24 protein-coding genes are annotated in these 25,935 nt (G+C 40.6%); 13 read left to right on the forward strand and 11 right to left on the reverse strand.

Annotated features, from left to right (window positions below; all coding sequences use genetic code 11):
- Positions 1-18 precede the first annotated feature (18 nt).
- Positions 19-339, reverse strand: coding sequence for an ATP-dependent Clp protease adapter ClpS (gene clpS, locus ACFSJY_RS11060; protein WP_386034203.1), 321 nt, complete (start codon positions 337-339; stop codon positions 19-21).
- A 213-nt stretch (positions 340-552) separates the two neighbouring features.
- Here clpS and cspD point away from each other — a divergent pair, with 213 nt between their 5' ends.
- Entirely contained in the window at positions 553-774 is a 222-nt protein-coding gene (gene cspD / locus ACFSJY_RS11065) for a cold shock domain-containing protein CspD (protein ID WP_386034205.1), read from the forward strand.
- A gap of 66 nt (positions 775-840) precedes the next feature.
- Here cspD and icd read toward each other — a convergent pair whose 3' ends face one another.
- From icd to ACFSJY_RS11090, 5 genes are all read right to left on the reverse strand, one after another.
- Positions 841-2,094: an NADP-dependent isocitrate dehydrogenase gene (gene icd, locus ACFSJY_RS11070; RefSeq protein WP_386034207.1), complete on the reverse strand. Its 1,254-nt coding sequence runs from the start codon at positions 2,092-2,094 to the stop codon at positions 841-843.
- Positions 2,095-2,324: 230 nt separating this feature from the next.
- The gene (locus tag ACFSJY_RS11075; RefSeq protein ID WP_386034209.1) at positions 2,325-2,948 is read right to left on the reverse strand and encodes an SGNH/GDSL hydrolase family protein; all 624 of its coding nucleotides are present in this window, start codon (positions 2,946-2,948) and stop codon (positions 2,325-2,327) included.
- A 79-nt stretch (positions 2,949-3,027) separates the two neighbouring features.
- A complete protein-coding gene (locus ACFSJY_RS11080) occupies positions 3,028-3,747 on the reverse strand; it encodes a substrate-binding periplasmic protein (RefSeq protein ID WP_386034211.1) in 720 nt (239 codons plus the stop codon).
- A 70-nt stretch (positions 3,748-3,817) separates the two neighbouring features.
- The gene (locus tag ACFSJY_RS11085) at positions 3,818-4,444 is read right to left on the reverse strand and encodes a LysE family translocator (RefSeq protein ID WP_386034213.1); all 627 of its coding nucleotides are present in this window, start codon (positions 4,442-4,444) and stop codon (positions 3,818-3,820) included.
- Between the two features lie 135 nt (positions 4,445-4,579).
- Positions 4,580-6,814, reverse strand: coding sequence for an NADP-dependent isocitrate dehydrogenase (locus ACFSJY_RS11090; protein ID WP_386034215.1), 2,235 nt, complete (start codon positions 6,812-6,814; stop codon positions 4,580-4,582).
- Between the two features lie 154 nt (positions 6,815-6,968).
- On the opposite strand from ACFSJY_RS11090, the gene ACFSJY_RS11095 reads away from it, so the two are divergent.
- The 7 genes from ACFSJY_RS11095 to ACFSJY_RS11125 all read left to right on the forward strand — a co-directional run bounded on the left by ACFSJY_RS11095 (position 6,969) and on the right by ACFSJY_RS11125 (position 13,102).
- The gene (locus ACFSJY_RS11095; protein ID WP_386034217.1) at positions 6,969-7,634 is read left to right on the forward strand and encodes an rRNA large subunit pseudouridine synthase E; all 666 of its coding nucleotides are present in this window, start codon (positions 6,969-6,971) and stop codon (positions 7,632-7,634) included.
- A 24-nt stretch (positions 7,635-7,658) separates the two neighbouring features.
- Positions 7,659-8,135 carry an NUDIX hydrolase gene (locus ACFSJY_RS11100; RefSeq protein ID WP_386034219.1) on the forward strand — a complete coding sequence of 159 codons (477 nt, stop codon included), beginning with the start codon at positions 7,659-7,661 and terminating at the stop codon, positions 8,133-8,135.
- Positions 8,136-8,228: 93 nt separating this feature from the next.
- Positions 8,229-9,362: a tRNA 2-thiouridine(34) synthase MnmA gene (mnmA, locus tag ACFSJY_RS11105; protein WP_386035018.1), complete on the forward strand. Its 1,134-nt coding sequence runs from the start codon at positions 8,229-8,231 to the stop codon at positions 9,360-9,362.
- Positions 9,363-9,366: 4 nt separating this feature from the next.
- Positions 9,367-9,984, forward strand: a complete 618-nt coding sequence (hflD, locus tag ACFSJY_RS11110) for a high frequency lysogenization protein HflD (RefSeq protein WP_386034221.1) — start codon at positions 9,367-9,369, stop codon at positions 9,982-9,984.
- 33 nt (positions 9,985-10,017) lie between these two features.
- Positions 10,018-11,385, forward strand: coding sequence for an adenylosuccinate lyase (gene purB, locus ACFSJY_RS11115; RefSeq protein WP_386034223.1), 1,368 nt, complete (start codon positions 10,018-10,020; stop codon positions 11,383-11,385).
- A 108-nt stretch (positions 11,386-11,493) separates the two neighbouring features.
- Positions 11,494-12,636: a JmjC domain-containing protein gene (locus ACFSJY_RS11120; RefSeq protein WP_386034225.1), complete on the forward strand. Its 1,143-nt coding sequence runs from the start codon at positions 11,494-11,496 to the stop codon at positions 12,634-12,636.
- A 4-nt stretch (positions 12,637-12,640) separates the two neighbouring features.
- Positions 12,641-13,102, forward strand: a complete 462-nt coding sequence (locus tag ACFSJY_RS11125; protein WP_386034228.1) for a GNAT family N-acetyltransferase — start codon at positions 12,641-12,643, stop codon at positions 13,100-13,102.
- Positions 13,103-13,116: 14 nt separating this feature from the next.
- On the opposite strand, the gene ACFSJY_RS11130 is transcribed toward ACFSJY_RS11125, so the two are convergent.
- Complete coding sequence (locus ACFSJY_RS11130; RefSeq protein ID WP_386034230.1) at positions 13,117-13,524, reverse strand: DUF4826 family protein; 408 nt, start codon at positions 13,522-13,524, stop codon at positions 13,117-13,119.
- A gap of 229 nt (positions 13,525-13,753) precedes the next feature.
- On the opposite strand from ACFSJY_RS11130, the gene ACFSJY_RS11135 reads away from it, so the two are divergent.
- Together ACFSJY_RS11135 and ACFSJY_RS11140 are read left to right on the forward strand one after the other, a co-directional pair.
- A complete protein-coding gene (locus ACFSJY_RS11135) occupies positions 13,754-14,788 on the forward strand; it encodes a Leu/Phe/Val dehydrogenase (RefSeq protein ID WP_386034232.1) in 1,035 nt (344 codons plus the stop codon).
- 100 nt (positions 14,789-14,888) lie between these two features.
- Positions 14,889-15,131: a DUF6868 family protein gene (locus tag ACFSJY_RS11140; RefSeq protein ID WP_386034234.1), complete on the forward strand. Its 243-nt coding sequence runs from the start codon at positions 14,889-14,891 to the stop codon at positions 15,129-15,131.
- Here the strand turns inward: ACFSJY_RS11140 and ACFSJY_RS11145 are convergent.
- A complete protein-coding gene (locus ACFSJY_RS11145) occupies positions 15,117-16,286 on the reverse strand; it encodes a cystathionine beta-lyase (RefSeq protein WP_386034236.1) in 1,170 nt (389 codons plus the stop codon). The two genes, ACFSJY_RS11140 and ACFSJY_RS11145, sit on opposite strands and share 15 nt — an antisense overlap.
- 376 nt (positions 16,287-16,662) lie before the next feature.
- Positions 16,663-19,035 (reverse strand): DNA polymerase II, encoded by a 2,373-nt coding sequence (locus ACFSJY_RS11150; protein WP_386034238.1) that lies wholly within the window; start codon positions 19,033-19,035, stop codon positions 16,663-16,665.
- Positions 19,036-19,118: 83 nt separating this feature from the next.
- Between ACFSJY_RS11150 and dinG the strand changes: the two genes are divergently transcribed.
- Entirely contained in the window at positions 19,119-21,218 is a 2,100-nt protein-coding gene (dinG, locus tag ACFSJY_RS11155; protein WP_386034239.1) for an ATP-dependent DNA helicase DinG, read from the forward strand.
- Positions 21,219-21,230: 12 nt separating this feature from the next.
- On the opposite strand, the gene ACFSJY_RS11160 is transcribed toward dinG, so the two are convergent.
- Both ACFSJY_RS11160 and pdsO read right to left on the reverse strand, forming a co-directional pair.
- Positions 21,231-21,929: a hypothetical protein gene (locus ACFSJY_RS11160; protein WP_386034241.1), complete on the reverse strand. Its 699-nt coding sequence runs from the start codon at positions 21,927-21,929 to the stop codon at positions 21,231-21,233.
- Positions 21,930-22,055: 126 nt separating this feature from the next.
- Positions 22,056-22,784, reverse strand: a complete 729-nt coding sequence (gene pdsO / locus ACFSJY_RS11165) for a sortase-associated OmpA-like protein PdsO (protein WP_386034243.1) — start codon at positions 22,782-22,784, stop codon at positions 22,056-22,058.
- A 189-nt stretch (positions 22,785-22,973) separates the two neighbouring features.
- Between pdsO and pdsR the strand changes: the two genes are divergently transcribed.
- A complete protein-coding gene (gene pdsR, locus ACFSJY_RS11170; protein WP_386034245.1) occupies positions 22,974-23,678 on the forward strand; it encodes a proteobacterial dedicated sortase system response regulator in 705 nt (234 codons plus the stop codon).
- Entirely contained in the window at positions 23,678-25,819 is a 2,142-nt protein-coding gene (gene pdsS / locus ACFSJY_RS11175) for a proteobacterial dedicated sortase system histidine kinase (protein ID WP_386034247.1), read from the forward strand. Before pdsR ends, pdsS begins: the two co-directional genes overlap by 1 nt.
- Positions 25,820-25,935: the final 116 nt, after the last annotated feature.

Consider the following 25,935-nt stretch of genomic DNA (forward strand, 5'->3'; position numbering starts at 1 on the left):
GCTCACAACTTTGCACATTTACGCTTTTTCCATCGAACACTGCAAAGGGTGTTGATGTTCATTAGCATACCGGATGACTTGGTCTACTTTTGTCTCTGCAATTTCTGCAGAATATGTGCCACACCGAGCTTTGCCTTTATAATGGATAGTTAGCATGATTTCGGTAGCCTTCTCAGAATTCATATTAAAAAACCTACGCAAAACTTCAACTACAAAATCCATAGGTGTGTAATCATCATTTAATAGCACAACATGATAACGTGGCGGCTCATCAACTTGCTCCTCAATTTCTTCCGCAATGTCATGCTCTGTTTCAATCAATTCTTTCCAGTTACTCATACGTTTATATTAGTCTCTAGGTCTTAATTTTGCTGAATCTTTTAGTAAAAAAGATTGTATTAAAAAAATGTAAAAATCTTTGTATTTTACTTGACTATTTTTTCACATATTCTACGATTTAGAAGTGACTATTTTTTAGTCACAGCGATATTCGCATTTTTATATGGGAAGCATACCTAAATTATACCGCAGGATATAGAAGGAAGTAGAAGTATGGCTCACGGTACAGTTAAATGGTTTAACAACGCAAAAGGCTTTGGTTTTATCCGTCCGGATGATGGTGGTGAAGACATATTTGCACACTATTCTACTATTCAAATGGATGGCTACCGCACGCTCAAAGCTGGTCAAGATGTAAATTACGAGTTGAATGAAGGACCAAAAGGTCATCATGCTGCGAGTATTGTACCTATTGAATCAGAACTAGAGAAGTAAGAGCTAATCACTAAGCGCAAATAAAAAAACACAGCAACGGCTGTGTTTTTTTATGCCCTGAAATAGTTAAGACATCTGACTTATAATCTCGTCACCAAATTGTGAACAAGATACTAAGGTTGCAGAATCCATCAAACGTTCGAAATCATACGTTACAGTCTTAGCGCCTATCGCCCCAGACATACCTTTTAGCATAAGATCTGCTGCTTCAGTCCAACCCATATGACGCAACATCATTTCAGCTGAAAGAATAACCGAACCAGGGTTAACTTTATTTAAGCCTGCATACTTAGGCGCTGTACCATGTGTTGCTTCAAAAATCGCTACTTCGTCACTAATATTAGCGCCAGGTGCAATGCCTATGCCCCCTACTTGTGCGGCAAGTGCATCTGATAAGTAATCGCCGTTGAGATTCAAGGTTGCAATTACGTCATACTCTTCAGGTCTTAACAAGACTTGCTGAAGCATCGCATCAGCAATAACGTCCTTAATAATAATTTCTTTGCCATTCTTTGGATTTTTTAACGATAACCATGGGCCACCATCCAACAGTTCTGCACCGAATTCATCATGTGCTAGTTGATAGCCCCAATCCTTAAACGCTCCTTCGGTAAATTTCATAATATTACCTTTGTGTACAAGCGTTACAGAATCGCGATCATTATCGATGGCATACTGTATGGCTTTGCGAACCAATCGTTGCGTACCTTCTTTAGACACCGGCTTTATACCGATACCACAATCTTCGACAAAACGAATTGACGATGCAGACATTTCATTCGTTAAAAATTGGATTACCTTTTTCGCTTCTTCACTACCCGCTTTGTATTCAATGCCTGCATATATATCTTCTGAATTCTCACGGAAAATAATCATGTCAACAGCTTCAGGGTGTTTTACCGGACTCGGAACGCCAGTAAACCATTGCACTGGTCGTTGACATACATACAGATCTAGTACTTGTCGAAGCGCCACGTTTAATGAGCGAATTCCACCACCTACTGGGGTTGTCAATGGACCTTTAATACCTACTCGGTACTCTTTAAACATGTCCAACGTTTCTTCGGGTAACCACGTTTCTGAATCGTATATCTGTGTTGCTTTTTCACCAGCAAACACTTCCATCCAATGAATCTTTTTCTCGCCTTTGTATGCAATCTCGACTGCTGCATCAACCACTTTCCTCATTGGTGGTGTTACATCAACACCAATACCATCTCCCTCAATAAAAGGAATAATTGGATTATTTGGAACAGTTAATCGACCATTTTCAATCGTGATTTTTTCACCTTGCGCTGGTATTTGTACCTTAGAAGACATAAGGTTCCCCCTTGTATTAGCTGCAATTTTGAAGCGACGTCATTGGTATGACCTCTACCTGTTAAGCTAAATCAAAAAGAGCATTTACACTAATCACGCTGGAATTATACCCAACATTCACCTGGTGAATATTTAAGCATCTCTGGAATAAGTATTCACCTAAATAAAGCATAAATGAATAGTTATTTATTAATAGAAGAAGTTTAGCGCTCCTGACAGCCGAGCAAACCCTACTCCAAAAACGGCACTATATTCTTGGCGAGTATGTTGCAAGATAACGCACTAGGATGAAAGCCGTCCTCTGCAAAGTGTACTTTTTCAGCTTGAATTTCAAGTGGCAAAAACGCTCCATTCTCATGGTTTTTAATTATCGACGCCGACACCGTATTTAGTCTTGAAGAGCGATAACCCATTACACTCGATAATGGCCAAGGCAATAACGGGAATTGCTCTAAAGGTGGTGTAGCAAGTAATACAACTTTCGCATTTGGACATCTACTATCTAATAGCGCCAACAACTTCGACAGCTGAATGATCCACTTTTTCGAAGATGTGAAACCTTTCGCATCATTTACGCCGACAGAAATGACGATGTTTTTTGCTGGCAATGTCTCAGACGTCTCTATATGTTTAATAACATCAGAAATCTTATCGCCAGAGCGTGCTATAACCTGATAGCTTGTCGCTCGCCCCATAGTTTTCAGCTCTTTAACGACCTGACCGGCCAATGCTTCAGATATCTGTTCGATACCAACACCAGCGGCCACTGAATCTCCAGTAATGAGCAGCTCAACTTGATCACAGTTTGAAGAACTTTTCATTAATCGACTGCCATTGGCCTCGGGTAACCGCATGGCATACTTCTTAGTTCTTAGACCTTGAACAACCCAGACAGGCGATGTTAGTAGCGTAAAAACATACCCTATGAATCGATTAGTGATATATGTGACCATCTGTGTACTTTTTAACTAAGTTATCTATCGTACCGTCTGCTTTAACCGAGGTAATCGCTGCATTTATTTGTGGCAATAAATGGCTGAATTCGGATCTGAGCCGGATATGTAACATACCACTGGAATGTAGCTCTTGAAATTTTATCTCAACCCCTAACTGAGACGCCCAATATTGAGCTGGTAGCTTCCCAATTATGGCAACTTTGATTCGTTTTGTAGAAAGCGCCATCACTAAGTTCTTTTCAGACGAAAAGTCTACTCGTTTATATTGATCATCATCGTGGTAAAGGTAGCCTCTTACCGTACCTACTCTATTCCCTTTGTAGGGGATATGTTGGGTACTGCTTGCCAATTTAACCGTATATTCTTCTATCGACATTATATCTTCGCTGAACACGAATTGCCCAATGCGTTCATTTGGCTTAATCCAACTAGGGCTAATAATGTCAAAATCAATAACTCCCCCCTCTAGCGCCTTATTCATTCGCGCTGCAGGTAACACTATTTTCTTACCTTTGATTTTACTGCGCGCTAACACGAGCGGTATTAGCTCGCCCATAATACCGGGTTGCTCCGATTCTGCTATATAGTAAGGAATCCATGTACTAGAGCCCGATGGATCATATTTCAGCACTAATTCGCTAGCAGTGAGCGCATAAGGAAGAAGAACAAGCAGTGATATTAAGATTTTGGTAAACATATATACATACAAACTTCATGCATACTATTAACTATAACCAATTTACGAAAAAACGGTGGTAATCAGTTCATTAATTCATTTTAGTTGTTAAGACTTTGAGGCCCATCAAGACCATCGCACCACCTAGAACACGATCTATCCAGTGACCCATTCGTTCAAATTTAGCGTTAAGCTTGGGCGAACTCAGTAAAAATACGACTGTAGAAAACCACAAAAATTGTAACACCATCATCCAAATACCATATACAAATAGTTGATATACGGGCATATCCGGTGACAAAACCATAGTAAATAAGGCAACGAAGTATATTGGGGCTTTGGGATTTAACGCATTACAAAAGAAGCCCATGACTATGGTTTTCCAATTTGACATTTCTTTTGCTGGTTCGGTATGTATAGAGGCATTTTGGGGTTTGGCTTTCAGGCCGCTAACCCCCAGATAGATAAGATAAAGCCCACCTAGAATTTTTATCCCCCAAAGAAGAGATTCGGAACTTGCGATGACTGCGGCAAGCCCTAAGCTTGAATAGAGAATATGTACTGCTAGGCCCAACGCGATGCCAAAGCTCACTAACAAGCCTGCACTTTTGCCCCGAGATAGAGTTTGTTGTGAGACCAGCACGAAATCTGGCCCTGGCGATGCAGCCGCCAATAGATGAACGGTTGTAATTAACAACAAGCCTTGCAAAAAATCCATACCTTCCTCTTTGAAGCCCCACTGAAAACAGCATGTAACTTATACATAAAATTGAAGAACTGAAAGTAAAACACATTCGTTCGAAAACAAAAAGCCCGGCTATTGCCGGGCCTTAATATGGAATTTAACTATTGATTATAAAAGTGTGTTTAAAATCGTGTTAAATGTTTCACTTGGACGCATAGCGTTGCTTGCCATTTCTTCACTCGGGAAGTAGTAGCCTGCGATATCCATGGCAACCCCTTGTGCACCGTTTAATTCACCAACAATCTTTTCTTCTTGCTTGGTTAACGCTTGTGCTACAGGACCAAATGCTTGCGCAAGCTCAGCATCTTTGTCTTGTGAGGCTAGTGCTTCTGCCCAGTACATCGATAAGTAGAAGTGTGAACCACGGTTGTCTAGCTCATTTACTTTACGTGAAGGTGACTTGTTCTCTTGTAAAAACTTCGCTGTAGCAGCATCTAATGTATCAGCTAACACTTGCGCTTTTGTATTGTCTGCAAAGTTTGCAAGGTGCTCAAGTGATGCCGCTAACGCTAAGAATTCACCTAAAGAATCCCAACGTAAGTGGTTTTCTTTTTCAAACTGCTGAACGTGCTTAGGCGCAGAACCACCAGCACCTGTTTCGAATAAACCACCACCGTTCATTAGAGGAACAATTGACAGCATTTTCGCTGACGTACCAAGTTCTAAAATTGGGAATAAGTCAGTGTTGTAGTCGCGTAAAACGTTACCTGTTACTGAGATAGTGTCTTCACCATTACCGCAACGTATTAACGTGTGCTTACACGCTTCAGTTGGCGCTAAAATGCGAAGGTCTAAACCGTCAGTATTGTGTTGTGGCAAGTACTCATTCACTTTCTTAATGATTTCTGCATCGTGTGCACGGTTTTCATCTAACCAGAACACAGCAGGAGTGTTTGAAAGGCGTGAGCGAGAAACTGCTAGTTTCACCCAATCTTGAATTGGTGCGTCTTTTGTTTGACACATACGGAAAATATCACCTTCAGAAACCTCTTGAGAAAGTAATAAATCACCTGTTTCAGCATTTACAGAACGGATAACACCTTCACCTGGGGCTACAAATGTTTTGTCATGCGAACCGTATTCTTCAGCTTTCTTAGCCATTAAACCCACGTTAGGTACAGTACCCATTGTTGTTGGGTTGAATGCACCATTTTCACGACAGTAATCGACTACTGCTTGGAAAACACCAGCGTAGTTACGGTCTGGAATAGTGAACTTGGTATCTTTTTGCTTGCCATCAGGGCCCCACATTTGACCAGAAGCACGAAGTGCTGCAGGCATTGACGCATCGATAATAATGTCGCTTGGTACATGTAAGTTTGTAATACCACGGTCAGAATCAACCATCGCCATAGGTGGGCGAGTTTCATATACCGCTTGTATGTCCGCTTCAATTTCTGCTTTTTTGTCTGCTGGTAAGCGATCGATTTTGGCGTAAACATCGCCAATACCATTATTCGCGTCAACACCTAATTGTTCGAATACGTCGGCGTGCTTTTCAAACACAGCTTTGTAGTAAACTTTTACACAGTGACCAAAAATGATTGGGTCTGACACCTTCATCATGGTTGCTTTCATGTGAAGTGAAAACAATACGTCTTCTTCTTTTGCTTTATCAATTTCTTGCTCGAAGAATGACACTAGCGCTTTTTTACTCATCACAGATGCATCAATGACTTCTTTGTCTTCTAAAGCAACTTTCTCTTTTAATACAGAAACATTGCCTGCTGCATCTACGAATTCAATGCGCATATCAGTTGCACCTTGAACTGTCATTGACTTTTCGCTGCCGTAGAAATCACCAGCCGCCATATTAGCTACATGAGATTTAGATTCAGAAGACCAAGCACCCATAGAGTGTGGGTTATTCTTTGCGTATTGTTTTACCGAGCCTGGCGCACGACGGTCTGAATTACCTTCACGCAATACGGGGTTAACCGCAGAACCTAATACCTTTGCATAAGTCAATTTGATTGACTCTTCAGCTTCGTTTTGTGGTTCTTCAGGGTAGTCTGGAAGATTATAGCCTTTTGCTTGAAGTTCTTTGATCGTTGCTTGTAACTGAGGAATAGACGCACTGATATTTGGTAGCTTAATAATGTTAGCTTCAGGTGTTTTAGCAAGTTCACCCAATTCAGCTAACGCATCACCAATTCGTTGCTCTTCAGTTAAGTACTTAGGGAAGTTTGCAATAACACGACCGGCTAATGAAATATCGCGAGTTTCAACATCAATACCCGATGAAGCAGTAAAGGCTTTGATGATAGGTAATAGAGAGTGAGTCGCTAATGCTGGCGCCTCATCGGTAATCGTATAAATGATCTTTGATGTATCTTTACTCATTGAATGTCCTAATTGTCTTCCTACACTAAGATAGTGCCGTTTTGCGAGCTAACCGCACTACAAAAAATTTTTAGCTGGCGCATAGTACTTAAATTCAAAGCACATTAAAATAGCCAGCGTTTATCGAGGTTTCAAAATTTATAGGCAAGTTAAGTTGACAACTAACAAAAGCAAAGCAACGACAAGGGGTAACGGTCAATTTCGACGCAAGGTACGACCAGTTAACAAAAAGCCCCCTGTCACTCCTGAACAACAAAAAATCGTGTTATTTAACAAGCCTTATGACGTGTTATGTCAATTTACAGACGAACAACAACGTAAAACGTTAAAAGATTACATCACCATAAAGGATGTATATGCAGCTGGAAGGCTAGATAGAGATAGCGAAGGTCTTTTGCTGCTAACCAATGATGGTAAATTGCAAAATCGCATAGCGAGCCCTAAATTCAAAGCCCCTAAAACGTATTGGGTCCAAGTAGAAGGCGCTCCAGATGAATCTTCATTAAATGCATTACGTAACGGTGTAGAATTAAAAGATGGTTTAACTAAACCAGCAAAAGTAAAGGTAATTCAAGAGCCTAATGTATGGGATCGCGTTCCTCCAATAAGGGAACGAAAAAATATCCCTACAACGTGGTTAGAAATCATTATAACTGAAGGTAAGAACCGACAAGTAAGAAGAATGACCGCGCATGTTGGCTTCCCTACTCTTAGACTGATTAGATATGCAATAGGCGAATATACGCTAAATAATATTGCTAATGGCGAATTTGTTCTTCTTAGTAATTCACACCGTAGTAACGTTAAACACAAGTCCTAGTGAAGAGACAAAAGAGTTAAAAACATGATTGAACATGACCACACTCATGGAAAAGAACAATTTAAACCGAATACTACCGTGGCAGCTGTAGTTCACCATGATGGTAAATTTCTATTGGTAGAAGAACGTGAAAACGGTAAAACCGTTTTTAACCAGCCAGCGGGTCATTTAGAGGCAAACGAAAATCTCGAAACAGCGGTAAAGCGAGAACTGACTGAAGAAACGGGCTTATCACTTTCCCCACATTATATCTCAGGCATTTACTATTTTCATCGCCCTGAATTTGGCTTGTATTTCCTTCGATTTAGCTTCGTATTTGAGGCTTCAGAGTGTTTTTCGACCTCCCCTCAAGATGCAGATATTGTCGCTTGCCATTGGCTTACATTAGAGGAAATTAAAGCGAAAAAAGCACAATTAAGAAGCTCTATGGTACTGGACTGCATACATGATTATTTAGCAGGTCAAAAAGTACCACTCTCAACAATAAAAAGTAACCTTTAGCTACTATTCCGGTACATTTCACTGTGCTATAATTCGGCGCCTTTTTTCTATAGTGGTCAAAGAGTTTTAATGTCGTTAAACGAAAATTCATCGATGGATAATTCACCAGTCAGCAAAGCGCCGGAAGATACGCGCGTGATTGTTGGTATGTCTGGTGGTGTAGATTCTTCAGTTTCAGCTTACTTGTTACAAAAACAAGGCTATCAAGTTGAAGGCTTGTTTATGAAAAACTGGGAAGAAGATGACACGGATGAATACTGCGCTGCAGCTGACGATTTGAAAGACGCGCAAGCGGTATGTGAAAAGTTAGGCATTAAATTACACACCATTAATTTTGCTACAGAATATTGGGACAATGTATTCGAGTATTTTCTTGCTGAGTACAAAGCAGGTAGAACGCCTAACCCCGATATCATGTGTAATAAAGAAATTAAATTCAAAGCTTTCTTAGAATTTGCTTGTGAAGACTTAGGCGCGGATTATATTGCGACTGGCCACTATGTGCGCCGTGCCTTCCTTCAAGATCACGAGGGCCATGGGAAATGGCATATGATTCGTGGTTTAGATAACAACAAAGATCAAAGCTACTTTCTTTACACATTAAGCCACAAACAAGTGGGTCAAACGTTATTTCCAGTGGGCGATATTGAGAAGCCAGAAGTTCGTGCTATTGCAGAAGAAGCAGGCCTTATTACGCACAATAAAAAGGACAGTACAGGTATCTGTTTTATTGGTGAACGTAAATTTAAAGACTTTCTTCAGAAATTTTTACCTGCACAACCGGGCAAAATTGAATCGGCTGAGGGTGATGTTGTTGGCGACCACGATGGCTTGATGTATCACACCCTTGGCCAACGAAAAGGTCTTAGAATTGGTGGCCTAGCCAATGCGGGTGACGAGCCTTGGTATGTTGTAGACAAAGATTTGACTCGAAACGTACTTGTTGTTGGTCAAGGTCATAACCACCCTCGCCTTTTTTCTAAAGGTTTGGTTGCCAACCAACTGCATTGGGTTAGTCGCGATGACATTACCCAGCCTTTCAAATGCACCGTAAAAACACGTTACCGCCAAACGGATGTAGAATGTACCGTTACACCGTTAGAAAATGGCGAGTTTGAAATCCTTTTTGAAGAGCAGCAAAGTTCTGTAACACCAGGCCAATCAGTCGTGTTTTACCAAGACGATGTGTGTTTAGGTGGTGGCATAATCAATACATTGATTCGTTAATTATATGAGAGAACAAACCTTAACCTTTGCGGCAATTTGCCAAATTGCCAGTATGGTTCAAAAAATTGCGAGAAATGGTTCTACTGATGAGCAGCAACTAGACACGATGTTGCGCTCTATCATCAATACTTCTCCTGAAAATACATTAGCGGTGTACGGCGGCGAGTTAGCTAACGTAAAGCAAGGTTTAGAGATTGTTGTTAATCACCTTGGTGATGAAAACAAACAAAAAGACCCTGAACTAACACGCTACATTGTGAGCCTACTTAACTTAGAGCGCCGATTAACCAAAAACAAAAAGCAACTGGCTGCCCTTGGCCAAAGAATTGAGCAGGCACAACGTCAAACAGAACACTACGAGATTAATAGCAGCACTTTACTTGCTAGTTTTGCGGGTATTTATAGTGACCTTATTAGTCCGCTTGGTGCTCGTATTCAAGTCGCTGGAGAGCCAGCCATTCTGAAACAAGAATCTAATCAGCATAAAATTCGAAGCCTGCTATTAGCAGGTATTCGAAGCGCTGTGCTATGGCGCCAGGTTGATGGCAAAAGAAGAAATATTCTGTTTTCGCGCACGAAAATACTGCAGTGTGCTAAACAATTACTGAACGAAATTTATTAATTTTTAGATTAACCCTATTTGTAGGAAACCATTATGGAACTTTCAGCATTAAGTGCAATTTCACCAGTAGATGGGCGTTACGGCAGCAAAACAAAGTCGTTACGTCCAATTTTTAGTGAATTTGGATTAATTAAATACCGCGTCACAGTAGAAGTACGTTGGTTACAAAAACTGGCAGCGCAAGCTGACATTGCTGAAGTTCCAGCATTTTCTGAAGACGCAAATGCTGTTTTAGATGCAATCGTTGCAAACTTCTCTGAAGAAGATGCAATGCGAGTTAAAACGATTGAAGCAACCACAAACCATGACGTTAAAGCGGTAGAGTATTTCTTAAAAGAAAAAATTGCACACAACGCTGAATTGAATGCTGTGACTGAGTTCATTCACTTTGCTTGTACATCAGAAGATATAAACAATTTATCGCACGGTTTAATGCTTACAGAAGCACGTGACCAAGTTGTTTTGCCAATTATCGATGAGATCCTAAGCGAAATTAAAAACCTAGCGGTTGAATACAAAACCATCCCTATGATGGCGCGTACTCACGGCCAACCAGCCTCTCCTACGACTATGGGTAAAGAGATGGCAAATGTTTACGTTCGTTTAAAGCGCCAACGTGACCAAATTGCTGCGGTAGAAATGCTAGGTAAAATCAACGGTGCGGTTGGTAACTACAATGCACACTTATCAGCATACCCTAATGTTGATTGGCACACTTTCTCTAATGAGTTTGTAACTTCATTAGGATTAACGTGGAATGCGTTTACAACACAAATTGAACCACACGACTACATTGCCGAGCTATTTGATGCCGTTGCACGCTTCAATACCATCTTAATTGACTTTGATCGTGACGTTTGGGGCTATATTGCTTTAGGTCACTTCAAGCAAAAGACTGTTGCTGGTGAAATTGGTTCTTCAACCATGCCTCACAAAGTTAACCCTATTGATTTTGAAAACTCAGAAGGTAACTTAGGCATTGCAAATGCACTATTTGCTCACTTAGCACAAAAACTACCAGTTTCTCGCTGGCAGCGTGACCTGACGGACTCTACTGTGCTTCGTAACTTGGGTGTTGGTTTCGGTCACTCACTAATTGCTTACGCTGCGACACTAAAAGGTATCAGTAAGTTACAAGTAAATGCAGATAGCTTAGCGAATGAGTTAGACCAAAACTGGGAGCTACTTGCAGAGCCAATTCAAACAGTTATGCGCCGCTACGGTATTGAAAAGCCATACGAAAAACTTAAAGAACTTACGCGCGGTAAACGTGTTAACGCTGAAGTTATGCGTGAATTCGTAGCAGGTTTAGATATGCCAGAAAGTGCTAAAGCAGAATTAGCAGAGCTTACACCAGCTTCGTACATCGGCCGTGCTATTGCATTTATTGATGAGCTATAGCCAGTAAGCATTGTATAAAAAGAAGACTTCGGTCTTCTTTTTTTGTGCCTACAATTTATATCTATCGAATAAAAGAACCGAATACAGTTAATTAAGGTTGTTCACATTATGTATACCGTAAACTGGGGCGAACTAACGCCAGAAAAATTTCTAGAAGAATATTGGCAGAAAAAGCCACTGCTTATAAAAGCAGGCTTTGAAAACTTTGAAGATCCGTTATCAGCAGATGAATTGGCGGGTCTGGCTATGGAAGAAGAATTAGAGTCTCGTATTATTTCAAATAACCAAAATACGTGGAATGTATCACATGGACCGTTTGAAGACTTTTCAACCTTTGGTGAAAACAACTGGACATTACTTGTGCAGGCAGTAAACAATTGGTCTGAAGCCACAGGACAGTTATTGAAGCCGTTTCAATTTATACCAAACTGGCGCATTGACGACGTGATGGTGAGTTTCTCAACGCCAGGCGGAGGTGTTGGGCCTCATTTAGACCAATACGATGTATTTATTATTCAGGGTGAAGGCAAACGTCACTGGAAAGTTGGACTACCTGATGCGTCCCTGGAGCAGCTGCTTCCACATGAAGACCTAAAGCAAGTTTCAGCATTTAAACCAGTGATAGACGCTATTACTGAGCCTGGTGATATTTTATACATACCGCCCAACCATCCCCATGATGGTAGCGCTATTGATAATTCTTTAAATTATTCTGTCGGCTTTCAAGCCCCTAATAGCCAAGAGTTAATTTCCGCACTAGCAGACGTATTCATTGATAGAAATATTGGTGAACAACGAGTTGATGATAAAGACAGACAAAAAACAGCATCACCTGAAACGCTGACAAAAAAAGACATTTCAAAGCTACAAAATTTCTTAATCAGTGAAATAAACGATGACAACTTGATGAGCGATATGCTGGCTAGTTTTCTCACCCGTAATCATCACGCGCTAGAAATATTAATGCCAGTCAATCCTTTCACTGAAGGAAGTGTTGTTGAATACCTTAAAGATCCTGAAATATTTGTACGCCCAGTTTTAGGGATTAAAGTACTGATAAACGAACAAAATGGTGATCTTTATATTAACGGTGATCGGGTTGCATTAACGGATGAAACGAAAGAATTAGGTATTCTTTTGGCTAAAAACCAGCCTTTGACAGCAGAAATATTAAAAAGTTCACTGGATTGTTTGATTAATGTACAGTTGTTAACTAGTGTTTTAAATATGGGGTATTGGTATATAGATTAGGGAAATGCATTACAGCGTTAGCAGAGTTTCTTGGCAGCACGCAGCACCTCTTTTAAAAACAGTACGAGAGCGCGTTTTTATTTGTGAACATCGCATACCAAAGCGAATAGAGTTTGATCGTAAAGACAGACAAGCCATTCATATGCTTGTCTGTGACGACGAGAGCCAAGAGCCTGTTGCCACAGGAAGAATATTACCTTCCGGCGAAATTGGTCGTATAGCGGTTATTCGAGAATATCGAAAAAAACAACTCGATAATATTGTTATTAAAGGTCTCATCAAAATAGCAAAAGATTTGGAGCTTTCCGAAATTTTTATCTACAGCCCATTAGAAGCCGTAGATTACTTCTCTCGAAACAATTTTTATCCGGTTGGTTCAGTGTTTATGGAAGCAGGACTTCCCAAGCAAAGAATGGCATGTCCAATTGAACAAGTAACACCTAAAAAGTGTTACTTGAGCCATTAACAAGTCGCTTGCTATCAAGTTCCGTCCCAAATAACCTCATCTTCAAATAATCGATAAAGGGCGTCGGCCTTATCCTCTAGTGAAACGCCTAACTTGCGCTGCATCTCATCATTACTGCTACGTAGTTTGTCCGCTTGTAACTGCCACTTCAGTGAAAAATGCCGTAACGCTTCACGGGCTTCTGGTGCGGTCTCTACATTGACATGATCACTGGGAATGTTACCGCTAATAACCCAATATCCATTTTGTCTTTTATCTTCAATGTGCCAGACCGAAACTATCGGCACAACATACCGACTCAGTCGCTCTTTAACCTGAGTGTCTACAATACCTTTACCCGCTAGATATTTAATTGCAGCGAGGTGTTGCTCCCGTATCCAAACGACTTTTTGTTCTTTAGAAATATACTCGTTGTTTTCCATATCTTTACCCTACTTTGTAGGTGCTGGTGAAAGATTACACCTTGTATTTATATGTGAACACTTTACGCGAAATGAATTACTGTAATGTTATAGATTGACGTTTACGTAAATGATAATGTGCGCTGACATTTATTACAGCAACGCTATATTCAGTATATACCAACACTCAAATAATAGAGATGACAAGAAATAAAACTGAGTAGAGCACAACAATCCACGGAGACAAACAGTGGCTTTTTTTGATTTAGTAGATTTTGACGATCACGAACAGGTTGTATTTTGCAGCGATAAAGAGACAGGTTTAAAAGCAATTATTGCAGTACATTCAACCAAGCTTGGTGCTGCAGTGGGTGGATGTCGTATGTGGGACTATGCCTCTGACGAAGAAGCATTGGTAGATGTATTGCGTTTATCTCGCGGTATGACATACAAAAATGCGATGGCAGGCCTTTCTATGGGCGGCGGTAAATCGGTCATTATTGGTGATGCAAAATCAATTAAATCTGAAGCATTATTCAAAGCATTTGGTCGTGCACTGAACGGTTTAGGTGGACGCTATATCAGTGCAGAAGATGTCAACATTACCACTGGCGACATAGCCATTGCGAATACAGAAACACCTTACGTTACTGGCACTGAAGGTAAAAGCGGCAACCCTGCACCATATACAGCATTAGGTACCTACCTTGGTGTTAAAGCAGCTGTAAAACACAAGCTAAGAAGAGACGATTTAGAAGGCCTTACGGTTGCAGTACAAGGCCTAGGCAGTGTCGGCTTTTACTTATGTGAACACCTTCACAAAGCGGGTGCTAAATTAGTAGTCACAGATATAAATGAAGATGCTTTGGCTAGAGCAAAAGCTGAGTTTGGTGCTGAAGTTGTTGGCTTAAATGAAATATATGACGTCGATTGTGACATTTATTCTCCATGTGCGTTAGGTGCAACCATTAATGACGGAACTATTGATAGAATCAAAGCAAAAGTTATAGCCGGTTGTGCAAATAACCAATTAGCTGAACCAAAACATGACCAAGCACTAGTCGATCGTGGCATTTTGTATGCCCCTGACTACGTGATCAATGCCGGTGGTATCATCAACGTGTCTTTTGAAGAAGACTATTGTGCAGACAAAGCGACGAGAAAAGTTGAAGAGATTTACGACACGCTTATTGATGTATTTACTAAAGCTGACCAAGAGCAAAAGCCTACAGGTATGGTGGCAGATGAATTAGCGCGTGAAATTATCGCTCGTGGTGGCAAGTAACCTGATTAAAATCAAACTATACGTAAAAGCCCGCTCTATAGCGGGCTTTTTGTTTATTTTTGGACCAAAATTACGTTAAAGCAACAATCGGACATACCCCATGTCATTAGATATCCTGACATCTTTCTTTGGTTGGATGACCTTAATCAACGTCGTATTGATTACATTTACCGCGTTAGTACTCATATTTGCCAAAAACACAATAGTAAGAACACACCAAATTTTCTTTTCATTAACCGAAGAAAACCTAGAAGCCACCTATTTTCGCTATCTCGCCAACTACAAACTCGCGGTATTGGTTTTTAATCTAGTCCCTTACATCGCATTATTATGCATGAGCTAAGCGCTTAAAACCTTCTTCAAGATCATGAATCAAATCTTCAACGTCTTCTAAGCCGATATGAACACGGACTAATGGCCCTTGATGAGACCAAGTGGAGGCAGTTCGCATAGCACCCACATTTTGAACTGCTAATATCAAACTCTCAAAGCCTCCCCAAGAGTACCCCATTTTAAAATGATGCATACCATCTAAAAATGCAGTGATGTTTTTGACGTAATCAGCCTTTAAAACAAAAGAAAATAAACCATTACTACCGGTAAAGTCGCGTTTAAATACATCGTGACCAGGGCATGATTCAAATGCAGGATGGAGTATCGTCTCTACTTCTGGACGTTGTGACAACCAAGCTGCAACTTTCAGCGCATTTTCTTGATGTTGTTTCATTCTAACACCGAGCGTTCTAATGCCGCGAAGCGCTAAATACAAGTCATCCGGCGAGGTACATTGTCCCATCGTGTAACTGTTTTCTCTTAAGGTGGGCCAGTATTCTTCGGTCGCGGTTGCAGTACCTAACATCACGTCAGAATGACCTACTATATATTTGGTTGCCGCTTGTATCGAAACATCAACACCAAGCTCAAAAGGTTTAAGGTTAACCGCTGCGCCCCATGTATTATCTAGTAGAACCATTACGCCATGTTTGTGGGCGACCTCAGCAATTGCAGGAATATCTTGGACTTCCATGGTCAATGAACCAGGCGACTCTGTAAAAACTAAACGCGTATTTTCTTGAATTAGAGATTCTATATTTTTACCAATAAGAGGATCATAGTAAGTCGTTTCAACGCCAAGCTTTTTGAGCATGTTGTCACAAAACGCCCGCGTAGGTTCGTATGCAGTATCAACCATTAAAATATGGTCACCACTGTGAACGAAAGCCAGTATTGCATTGGTAATGGCAGCGGTGCCAGAAGGATAAAGCGCACAACCTGCCCCTCCCTCAAGCTCAACCATAGCGTCACTGAATGCAAATGACGTACTGGTGCCGCGTCTGCCATAAAAAAGGACCTGGTTTGCTTTGTTTGCTGTGGCATGTTTCATCTCTTTAACAGAGTCAAAAACCACAGTGGAAGCACGTTGTACGCTCGGATTAACGACACCATTCGTCCACTTGCTTGACCTGCCAGCATTTACTATTTTGGTTTGTTCTTTCATAACTCGTCCAATCAAACAACAATTAATGGCTATCTAGCCGTCTAAAACCATTAGAGCAGTCGAACACCGAAAGCACAAGCAAAAGTTCATGCTTAAAAGGTATATTTATACCAATTAGATTAATGATTTGTGTCCTCAGCGAGATTTAAAAGGCTTAGAGGCAAGGCATAGATTGCCGAGAAAGGTGGTTCCCTTGTCAAAATCAATAACGCTGCATGTAGGCCTTTTAAACTCGCCTTTCAGGAGCTTGTCAGATGCAAGATAACTACGGCAGTTTTGCTTGCTGTAGGATAACTATATCTTTACAAAACTTTCTTGTTCTCTCACCTCTGACATAGCTCTGAGTTGATTAAATCATTAGTCCAATTGGTATTATTTAAAGAAACAAATTGAGTTGATCGTCTACAATGTCGTCAAAGGATAATTGAATAAAAGGCAGAATAGCGTCAGCAACTGATTTTAACTGGCGCTCGATATATAAATCGTAATCCAGCGGAGCATTTTGAACTTCAATAGCTTGGGGGCCAGCAGTCGTTATTACGTATTCGATATAACCCTTATTTTGATATTTTTGCTTTTTACCGGCAGCTTTATGAATATCGTCCGCTGCACGCGCTGCTCTTATATGTGGCGGAACATTTTTTTGATAATCTCCCAATTTTCGACGTATTCTTTTTCTGTAAACGAGCTTTTCGTCCATTTTACCAGCTCTCGTTTTTTGTACAGTATCTTGCACAAAATCGATAACGGGCTCGTCATTAAATACTTTCCAATATAAAGTTTGTTGAAATTCTTTTGCTAAAGGTGTCCAGTCTGTTCGAACGGTTTCTAGTCCTTTAAATACGATGTTTCGTTCACCATCTTTTTCAACAAAGCCAGCATATCGTTTTTTAGTGCCAACATCTAAACCTCGAATAGTTGGCATAAAAAACTTAGTGAAGTGCGTTTCAAATTCTATTTCCAGCTTACTGGTAACCTCATAATCCTCACTAATTAATTGGTGCCATTTATCATTTATTAAAGCCTCAAGTTCTTTACCTAGCTTCCTGGCGTCATTTGGTTCATGTTCATTACCAATGTGGACAAAGATAGAATCAGTATCGCCATAGATAACCGAGTATCCTATTTTTTCAATCCAAAGCTTTGTTGTCTTTAAAATTTGATGACCTCGCTTAGTGATTGAGCCAGATAAGCGCGGATCGAAGAACCGACAGCCAGTTGAACCCAGCACACCATAGAAGGAGTTCATGATAATTTTAATCGCTTGAGATAACGCACTATTCTTTTGCCGTTTAGCAATATCTCGCTCAGCCCAAAGTTCATCGATTATTGCAGGTAGAAAATGTTCGTCTCGCGAAAAGTACGCTTCGTCAAAACCAGGTACTGCAGTTGCAGGTGCTTTTAGCCCTTCTACAAGACCCATAGGATCAATAAAGAACGTTCGAATGATAGAGGGGTAAAGAGACTTAAAGTCGAGTACCAAAACATTAGCATATAGCCCGGGTATTGAGTCCATCACGTAACCGCCTGGCGATACTAAATCAGAGCGTCCGTCCCCCAAATTTGGCGCAATATAACCGGCTCGATGCAGTTTGGGTAAATATAGGTTGGTAAATGCTGCGACCGAGCCACCTACTCTATCCAACGATAGACCGGTTAGCTTGCTTCGGAGCTTTGCAAAACTTAATAACTGGGTATGTTCAAATATTTCCCAAACTAGCTTACAATCTTCAAGATTATATTGTGCTAAAGCGACTTTATCATGATGAAAATTATGAATTATTTCATTCAAGCGGTTTTCAACATCATCTACTTTTTTATGTTTACCTAACAGTGTGCTAGCAACATTTTCGAGTGAAAAGCTAGGGAAGTTATATGTCGCTGTTTTTAATAAATCGATACCATCAATGACCACTCGGCCAGCAATATCGAGAAACTTTTGGTCAGAATTGCGCTGATTACGCCAATAAGGCTCTTTTCCATCGCGCCCAATAGTAAAGGCAATATTGTGAAAATCGCAGCGCTTTTGCAGTAAACTAAAATCAAAATTGATGACGTTCCAACCAATGTAAATATCAGGGTCATTAACAGTCGTCCAGGCAATAAATGCATAAAGCAACGCCTGTTCGTTTGCTACCGTCTCCATATATTCGCAGCCAACAACATCTTCATTTGAGGCGCCAACCATAAATACTTTTTGGTGCTTGTCACTGTACAAACCAATAGAGTACAGCTCGCCTTTCGGACTACACTCGATATCAACAGACACCATATCAAGTTGAATATCTTTGGTTTCCTTTTTAAGTTTACATTGCAGTAATTGAGGGTAATTGTTGTTACTAGTTGGGTTTCCAACGAAGGCCGCAACATCAGTAATAAAGCGCTCCATCGTGAAACGCTCTTCTATCCGAATATCGTCTTCATAGCACTTAACTCTATGTTGCTTGAGCGTGTCTCTTGCTTGGTAAAAATCTTTAAGCGAATTAAAATAAAGTCCGCATACCTGTTCGCCGCCAAAAGTAGACAACGTCAGCGGTTCTATTTTATCTAAAACAATGCCGTGCTCTGATAAGATACGCTCGCTTTTCTCTTGGGCATGCTGCTCTATGAAAAATAGCGCTTTTTGGCCATCCACAAGACAATTTATAGGGCCCTCTGCCGTTTTTAACCACAACGAAATAATGATACCGCGCGACGTATCGTACGCTTTTTTGGTTAAAACAAAACCAAATGATTGTGTCGGATGCATTAATACTCGCCAGCCAAACCAATAAACTGTTAATATATACAGCAGTTTAACGAATTCTTACCGAGTTGGAAATAAAACAGCGCATGCTTAGTGAAAAAGTCAAAGACGTCATACGTGGTTCATATAAATCTATCGGTGAGAACCTACCCAATTTTAATCCGCGAAAACAACAAACGTTTTTGATTGCAGAAATAGCAAAAACCTTGGCTGGTGAATACGACAAAAGCCGACGAATAATTGCTGTTGAAGCGGGAACAGGAACGGGTAAATCCTTAGCTTACTCAGTAAGTACCATCCCTCTTGCCTTGATGCGTCAAAAAAAGCTCGTTATCTCAACAGCAACTGTTGCATTGCAAGAGCAGCTTATTGATAAAGATTTGCCGTTTCTAAAAGAACACGGCGGTTTGGATTTTAAATATACGTTAGCGAAAGGCAGACAACGTTATGTCTGCCGACAAAAGTTAGAAATAGTCGCAAACGACAATGACGAGCCACAAGCTGGGTTCACATTTGCTGAAAAGCCAAGCGATTATGACATTCGACTGATTAAACAGCTCAAGAAGTCCCTAGACGAAGGAAAATGGCAAGGCGATAGAGATTCTTGGGTAGATCACATTCCAAATCATATATGGCAGCTCATTCAGTCTGACAAGCATAGTTGTTTACGCCACTTGCCTGAGCACACACATTGTCCTTTTCATAAAGCGCGAGAAACAATGGACGCAGCAGATGTTGTTGTCGTTAATCACTCTTTACTTCTTTCTGATCTCGACATGGGCGGCGGGAAAATCCTGCCAGAGCCCGATGAAACTTACTACGTAATTGATGAAGCGCATCACTTACCAAAGGTTACACGTGACCATGCTAGTGCTGCAATAACGCTAAAAGGTTCTATTGATTGGCTTCAAAAGCTTTCCGAAAGTGGTGATCGATTATCTAAACTGGTTAAAACTCAATCTGCCATTTCTCCATCACTTAAACTGGCCGATGACTGCCAAGATATTCTCGTGTCGATGCAAAAGGTTGTGCAGTTTATTGAAAGCAATCAACAGCAACTCTTTAAAAAGCCCGACAACAAAAATGAAGATGAGCTACTCCACCGATTTGAGCATGGCATTGTGCCGCAAACAATTAAGTCAAACGCTGAAGAATTGTACGAGCTTAGCAAAAAATGTCTGAATCATACGAATAAACTATACATGCTACTTGTTGAAGCAATAAAAGATGGCGAGGTAAAAAATTACCTCGCTGAACCTTTACTGGCTGAATTTGGTTTCTATACACAACGTCTAGAGAATTTTTCAGCACTCTGGGCAATGTATGCAAAAACAGATAGTGAAAAAGCTGCACCATTAGCAAGGTGGTTAGAAAAAACAGTGGGCAAAAAACAAGACTACGTTATTTCAGCGTCACCTATCGAAGTCGGTTTTACCCTAGAAGATAATTTATGGTCAAAATGTGCAGGAGCTGTTTTGTGTTCAGCAACCATTGTCGCGCTAAAATCGTTCGAACATTTTCGAAGACAGGTTGGCCTTGGGCAAAATGACGGTACGCAGTATCAACAAGTCAGTTCACCATTCAATTATAGAGAAAATGCGACGTTAGTCATTCCAAATACCCGCGTTGAACCAAGTCATACAAAGTTTACCGATGAACTCGTTCGGCTGTTACCTGATCTTATTAAACAAGATGAAGCAACATTAGTGTTATTCTCTTCGTACTGGCAAATGGAACAAGTTGCTCAACAGTTGCGCGAGAAACATAAAATATCTTTGCAAATGCAAGGTGAGCAATCTCGACAGCAAATCATCGCTAATCACAAGACTAAACGAGACATCGGTAAGCCTAGCCTTATTTTCGGCACACAGAGTTTTTCTGAAGGACTCGATTTACCAGGTGATTACCTAACACACGTGATCATTACCAAACTCCCCTTTTCAGTCCCGACATCCCCCATAGAAGAAGCACATGCAGAATATGTAACCGCGAAAGGTGGTAACCCTTTTATGTCAATAACGGTGCCTGAAGCCTCTAAAAAGTTGATCCAAGCATGTGGCAGGCTATTAAGGAATGAAAAAGATTACGGCACGATAACGCTTTTAGACCGACGAGTAGTGACTAAGCGATACGGCAGTGAACTGTTAGACTCTCTCCCTCCTTACAAACGAGAGGTTAAGTACTAACATGTTAATTGTCTATTTTAGATTATCGTTAATATGGCCTTGCTCATGAATGATAGCTTTTAAACTGATGGTTAATGCTTCAACAAGGTGATGGTGTTTATGCTGGACAAGGTGATAGCCTTTGACCGTTCTTATCACTTGTTTTTGAACGTTATCAACAAGAATGTTGTCATTATTCCCTGTACGAAATAACGACTGACCGCCAATTTCAAAGGTAAGAATGTAATCTAGCCGGCCCTTAGCAAACATATCTGTTAATTGTGCCCCGTCCGCGATTTGATAGGTGCTAGCCTTTTTTTGTTTCATGAATTGGGTCGTTAAATTTAAACCACCCAGAGTGCCGATAACCAACTCTGGATTATCAAGCACAGCTAACTCGCAAATAACTGACGCCTGACAATACAAGGCTAAATCACCTGAGATTAGCGGGACAGGCACTTTAATCATATCAAGTGTATTCGCTATTTCTTCAACGCGAACTGCGAGACCGTCCAGTTCTCCGGATTTTGCCATTTTTGCACTTCTTCCTGGTGACAATGCAATAAGATTTACTCGATAGCCTATACGACTGTAGGCTTTAACAAGATACTCTTCTACAGGTTTAAAGAAGTGAATATTCGGCTGCGAGTCGATAGATACGGTTGGTTTATCTTGTGCGAATGCGGTCAACGGCAATAAACAAAGAAAACGTAATCCTAAAAAACGGCGCATACTGTGGCTCAAAAAATCCTTTTAGTACAGTATGTGCCGGGGGCTAGATTTTTGCCAATATGGCTCAAGCCAATGCGCTAAAATAGCTAAATATTTTTGTGCTCATGCAAATTGGTTGACGATAATTTAGTTTTTGGCCGTTTGAGTATTATTGTTTACTTTAAGCACAACGCGTCGGTCATAAAAACTAGACTTTTGCTGAGCGTTTGCAACGACTGGCTGTGAGTCACCAAACCCTTGCGTAGAAATCTTATCGGCATCTACGCCATAATTTACCAGTTTGCTTTTAACCGCTTCGGCACGAGCTAGGGATAGTTTTTTGTTTAATGTTGAATTTCCCAACAAATCGGCATGGCCAGATAAGTCAATCGACAGCTCATCGTGTTGATTTAAAATGCTCGCTAGTGAAGCAATTTGTTCTTCATAATAAGTCGGCACCTCACTAGAACCGGTTTTAAACTGCATACTGAGTAATAAATTCGCAGCTGCCAACGCGCTGTGTTTTCCATTCTGTTGTTCTAATGCAATTAATTCTTGTTGATGTTGCTGCTCTGCTAACATCATTTGATGATTAAGCTTGGCTAACTGCATATCAAAGTCTTTTGCTTGCTGAGAATGTTGAGCAACTAACGTGTTTATTTCGTCATCCTGATTAACCGTTTTAACTAAGAATGTACTGGCCAAACCGGTAATTAAAGCCCCAGCAGGACCACCAAAAATAGCACCTACTACTGCGCCAGTACCAAACCCGATTTCTTCTTTTTGAGCATCGGTTAAGCCGTCGTCTTTTGCTAATGTCGCAGGACTTAATACAAGCGAAGTGATTACTGCTGATGTGATTAATGCGTTTTTCATGTTCATTTTCCTTTCATGGATTGTTTGTTTTGCTTGGTATTCATTAAACAACTGAAAAAAGCCCATTTAGGGTGAACATAATGGCAATTTGACGATCAAATATGGCAACAAAATGGCAATTCGCCATAAAACAAGCATTTGCATTGTTTTTTATATATAGTCCTCAAAAAATGCTAAACAGGTACAGCTATGTCAAAGCGAATTGCTATCGTGGAAGATGATGATGCAATCAGAGAAAACTATGCTGATGTGCTACGCCATCAGGGTTATCAAGTGCAAAGTTTTGCAAATCGAGACTCTGCGATGTCTGCATTTACGGCCCAATTACCTCATCTGGTCATATTAGATATTGGATTACACCACGAATACGATGCAGGCTTTGAGCTGTGTAAATGGTTAAGACAAAAGTCAGATACCTTGCCCATCATCTTTCTAACGGCCCGAGATAATGATGTAGATACTGTATCTGGATTAAGAATTGGCGCGGACGACTATTTAACAAAAGATATTAGCCTACCTCACCTAACAGCACGTATCGCTGCGCTGTTTAGAAGGCAGGACGCACAAAATAAGCCCGTAGAACAAGAAAACCTCATAGAACGTGGCCACCTTTGCATCGACAGCCAAAAAATGACTATCCAATGGCAACAACAGTATGTAGAGCTAACGGTTACAGAGTTTTGGATGATTTTCGCACTCGCTAAATCACCTGGACATGTAAAGAATCGCCAACAATTGATGCAAGATTCACAAATTTTTGTCGACGACAGTACGATAACATCACACGTCAAACGTATTAGAAAAAAGTTTATGAAAATAGATCCGACATTTAACTGTATTGAAACGGTATACGGTATGGGCTACCGTTGGAATGACAGCGAGGAAAGTATTTAATGTCGCTAAGGATAGGCCTGCGTACAAAACTAGTATTTCTTTCCTGTTTTCTTTTCACTATCCCATGGTTTGGTTATCAATACGTATGGGAAATGGAAAAATATTTACGTTACGGCCAAGAACAAACGTTAGTAGGCACCGCTCGTGCCCTAGCGACTGCATTGCATGATCGCCCTAATTTGTTCAATAGACAAGCATCATTCTTAGCCAGCGTTGAACGAGGTAAAGACTTGTATGGTTTTCCTATTCGGCAACCCATTCAACTCGACGGTAAATATCAAGACTGGGCGCAGTTTGAGCAAAAATCTCACTTTTACCATCAAGACAATATTATCTGGCAAGCGTTTGATTCTCCACCAATCAGCCAACAATTTAATGCTGCTGTTGGTAAATACGATAAGTTCTTATATCTATTTTTTAATGTCACTGACAATGCGGTTGTTTACCGGGGCCAGAACTCACGTTCGATATTCCTTAACGACCACATTGCTATCAGTGTCAAAAACAATATTGGCGAATTCAAACAATATATTGTTAGCAATAAGCAAGATGGGTGGATAGAAGCTTTTGCACTGGAAGGAGAAAATAAGAAGCCGTCACCTACTACTGAGTTACAAGGTGTTTGGCTTCAAACCAATACCGGCTTTAATGTTGAACTTCGTATACCACTTGAACATGTCGGTAACAATATCGCTTTTTCTGTAGGCGATGTAGATACGCCTCAAACGAAAGTCTTTCGATTAGTGGGTTCTGCCAATACGTCAGAAGTTGAGCAACTTGGCACTATACTCGTACCGTCTCCTGAAATTGAGCGTATTGTAAAAGGCATGAGCAATACGCAATCTAGCATTTGGGTAGTTGATAAACACCAACGCGTGTTAGCAAGTGCAGGAAGTCTAAATGAAGCCAACGGCGTGTGGCGGGCCACTGACGCGAACACTAACGAGGAGACTATTTGGGGAAAGATAGAGCAAAACATTCTTCATCCCATCTACTATCGAGTACTTACCAAACCCGCTAAAGATTTTTATGATCAACTTTATGATGAAAGCCATTTGACAGGTAAACACATCGACCAAGCACTATTGGGCGACGTTAGCAGTAGTTGGCGCCTCAGTACCGACAAACGTGCCGTTATTTTATCAGCAGCATACCCTATTTTTATAGACGATAACGTGCAAGGTGCTGTTATTGTTGAAGAAACAACTAACGGTATAAAATCGCTAAGAAACAAAGCACTTGAACAGTTATTTACTTCGATTCTCGCTATTTTAATAGTGGGCACATTGGCGTTCTTCTTTTTTGCTTCTCGGATTTCCGGTCGAATAAGAACGTTACGGAATCAAGCTGAGAAAGCAATTGATGAACAAGGCAAAGTCAAAGGAGAGCTACCTCTTGTCACGACTAACGATGAAATCGGCGATCTATCTCGCAGTTTTACCACTGCAGTCTCGCGCCTCAGTCAATACAACCAGTATTTAGAGAATTTGTCCTCGCGTTTATCTCACGAACTAAGAACACCTATAGCTGTTGTTCGCACGTCACTTGAAAATATGTCTCTGTTTAATATGCCTAAAGAGGCGAAGCCATACGTAGACCGCGCGCAATCGGGTATTAACCGTCTAAACCACATCATCACAAATATGACCGAAGCCACAAGGGTGGAACAAATTCTACAGAACACGGAAAAACAGGTATTCAACGCTTATGACGTGGTAAACGGTTGTGTCTTGGGCTTCAGACAAATTTATCCGGAAGTGACTATTGAGTTTGAAGCGTTAACACACAAGGCTGACATCGACGGCTCTCCTGAACACTTTGCTCAACTTCTGGAAAAGGTGATTGCCAATGCTATCGACTTCTCTTCAGACAATCAGATAAAAGTCGTGTTGATGACACACAAACAACGCATGATTCTTTCTATTAAAAACAAAGGAGAGCTACTGCCAAAAGAGATCGAAAATACACTTTTTGATTCTATGGTCTCAGTAAGAAAAGACGAAAAACAAGACCAACCTCACCTAGGGCTTGGGCTTTTTATTGCTCGCTTAATTTGTGATTACCACAACGGTAGTATTAGTGCGCAAAACACAGAAGATAAAAACGGCGTACAAGTCAGCATTGATATCCCTCTCGATTAGAAATTAATAACGAATTAACCGAACAAAACACATTGCTCCATATTCTTTGCACATTTGATTGTTAACATAGCCCTGTAATTAATAGATCGAACCAGCACTTTCAATTTATTGGGGTA

It is taken from the genome of Thalassotalea euphylliae, from assembly GCF_042682785.1.
In the GTDB taxonomy this organism is placed as follows: domain Bacteria; phylum Pseudomonadota; class Gammaproteobacteria; order Enterobacterales; family Alteromonadaceae; genus Thalassotalea_F; species Thalassotalea_F euphylliae.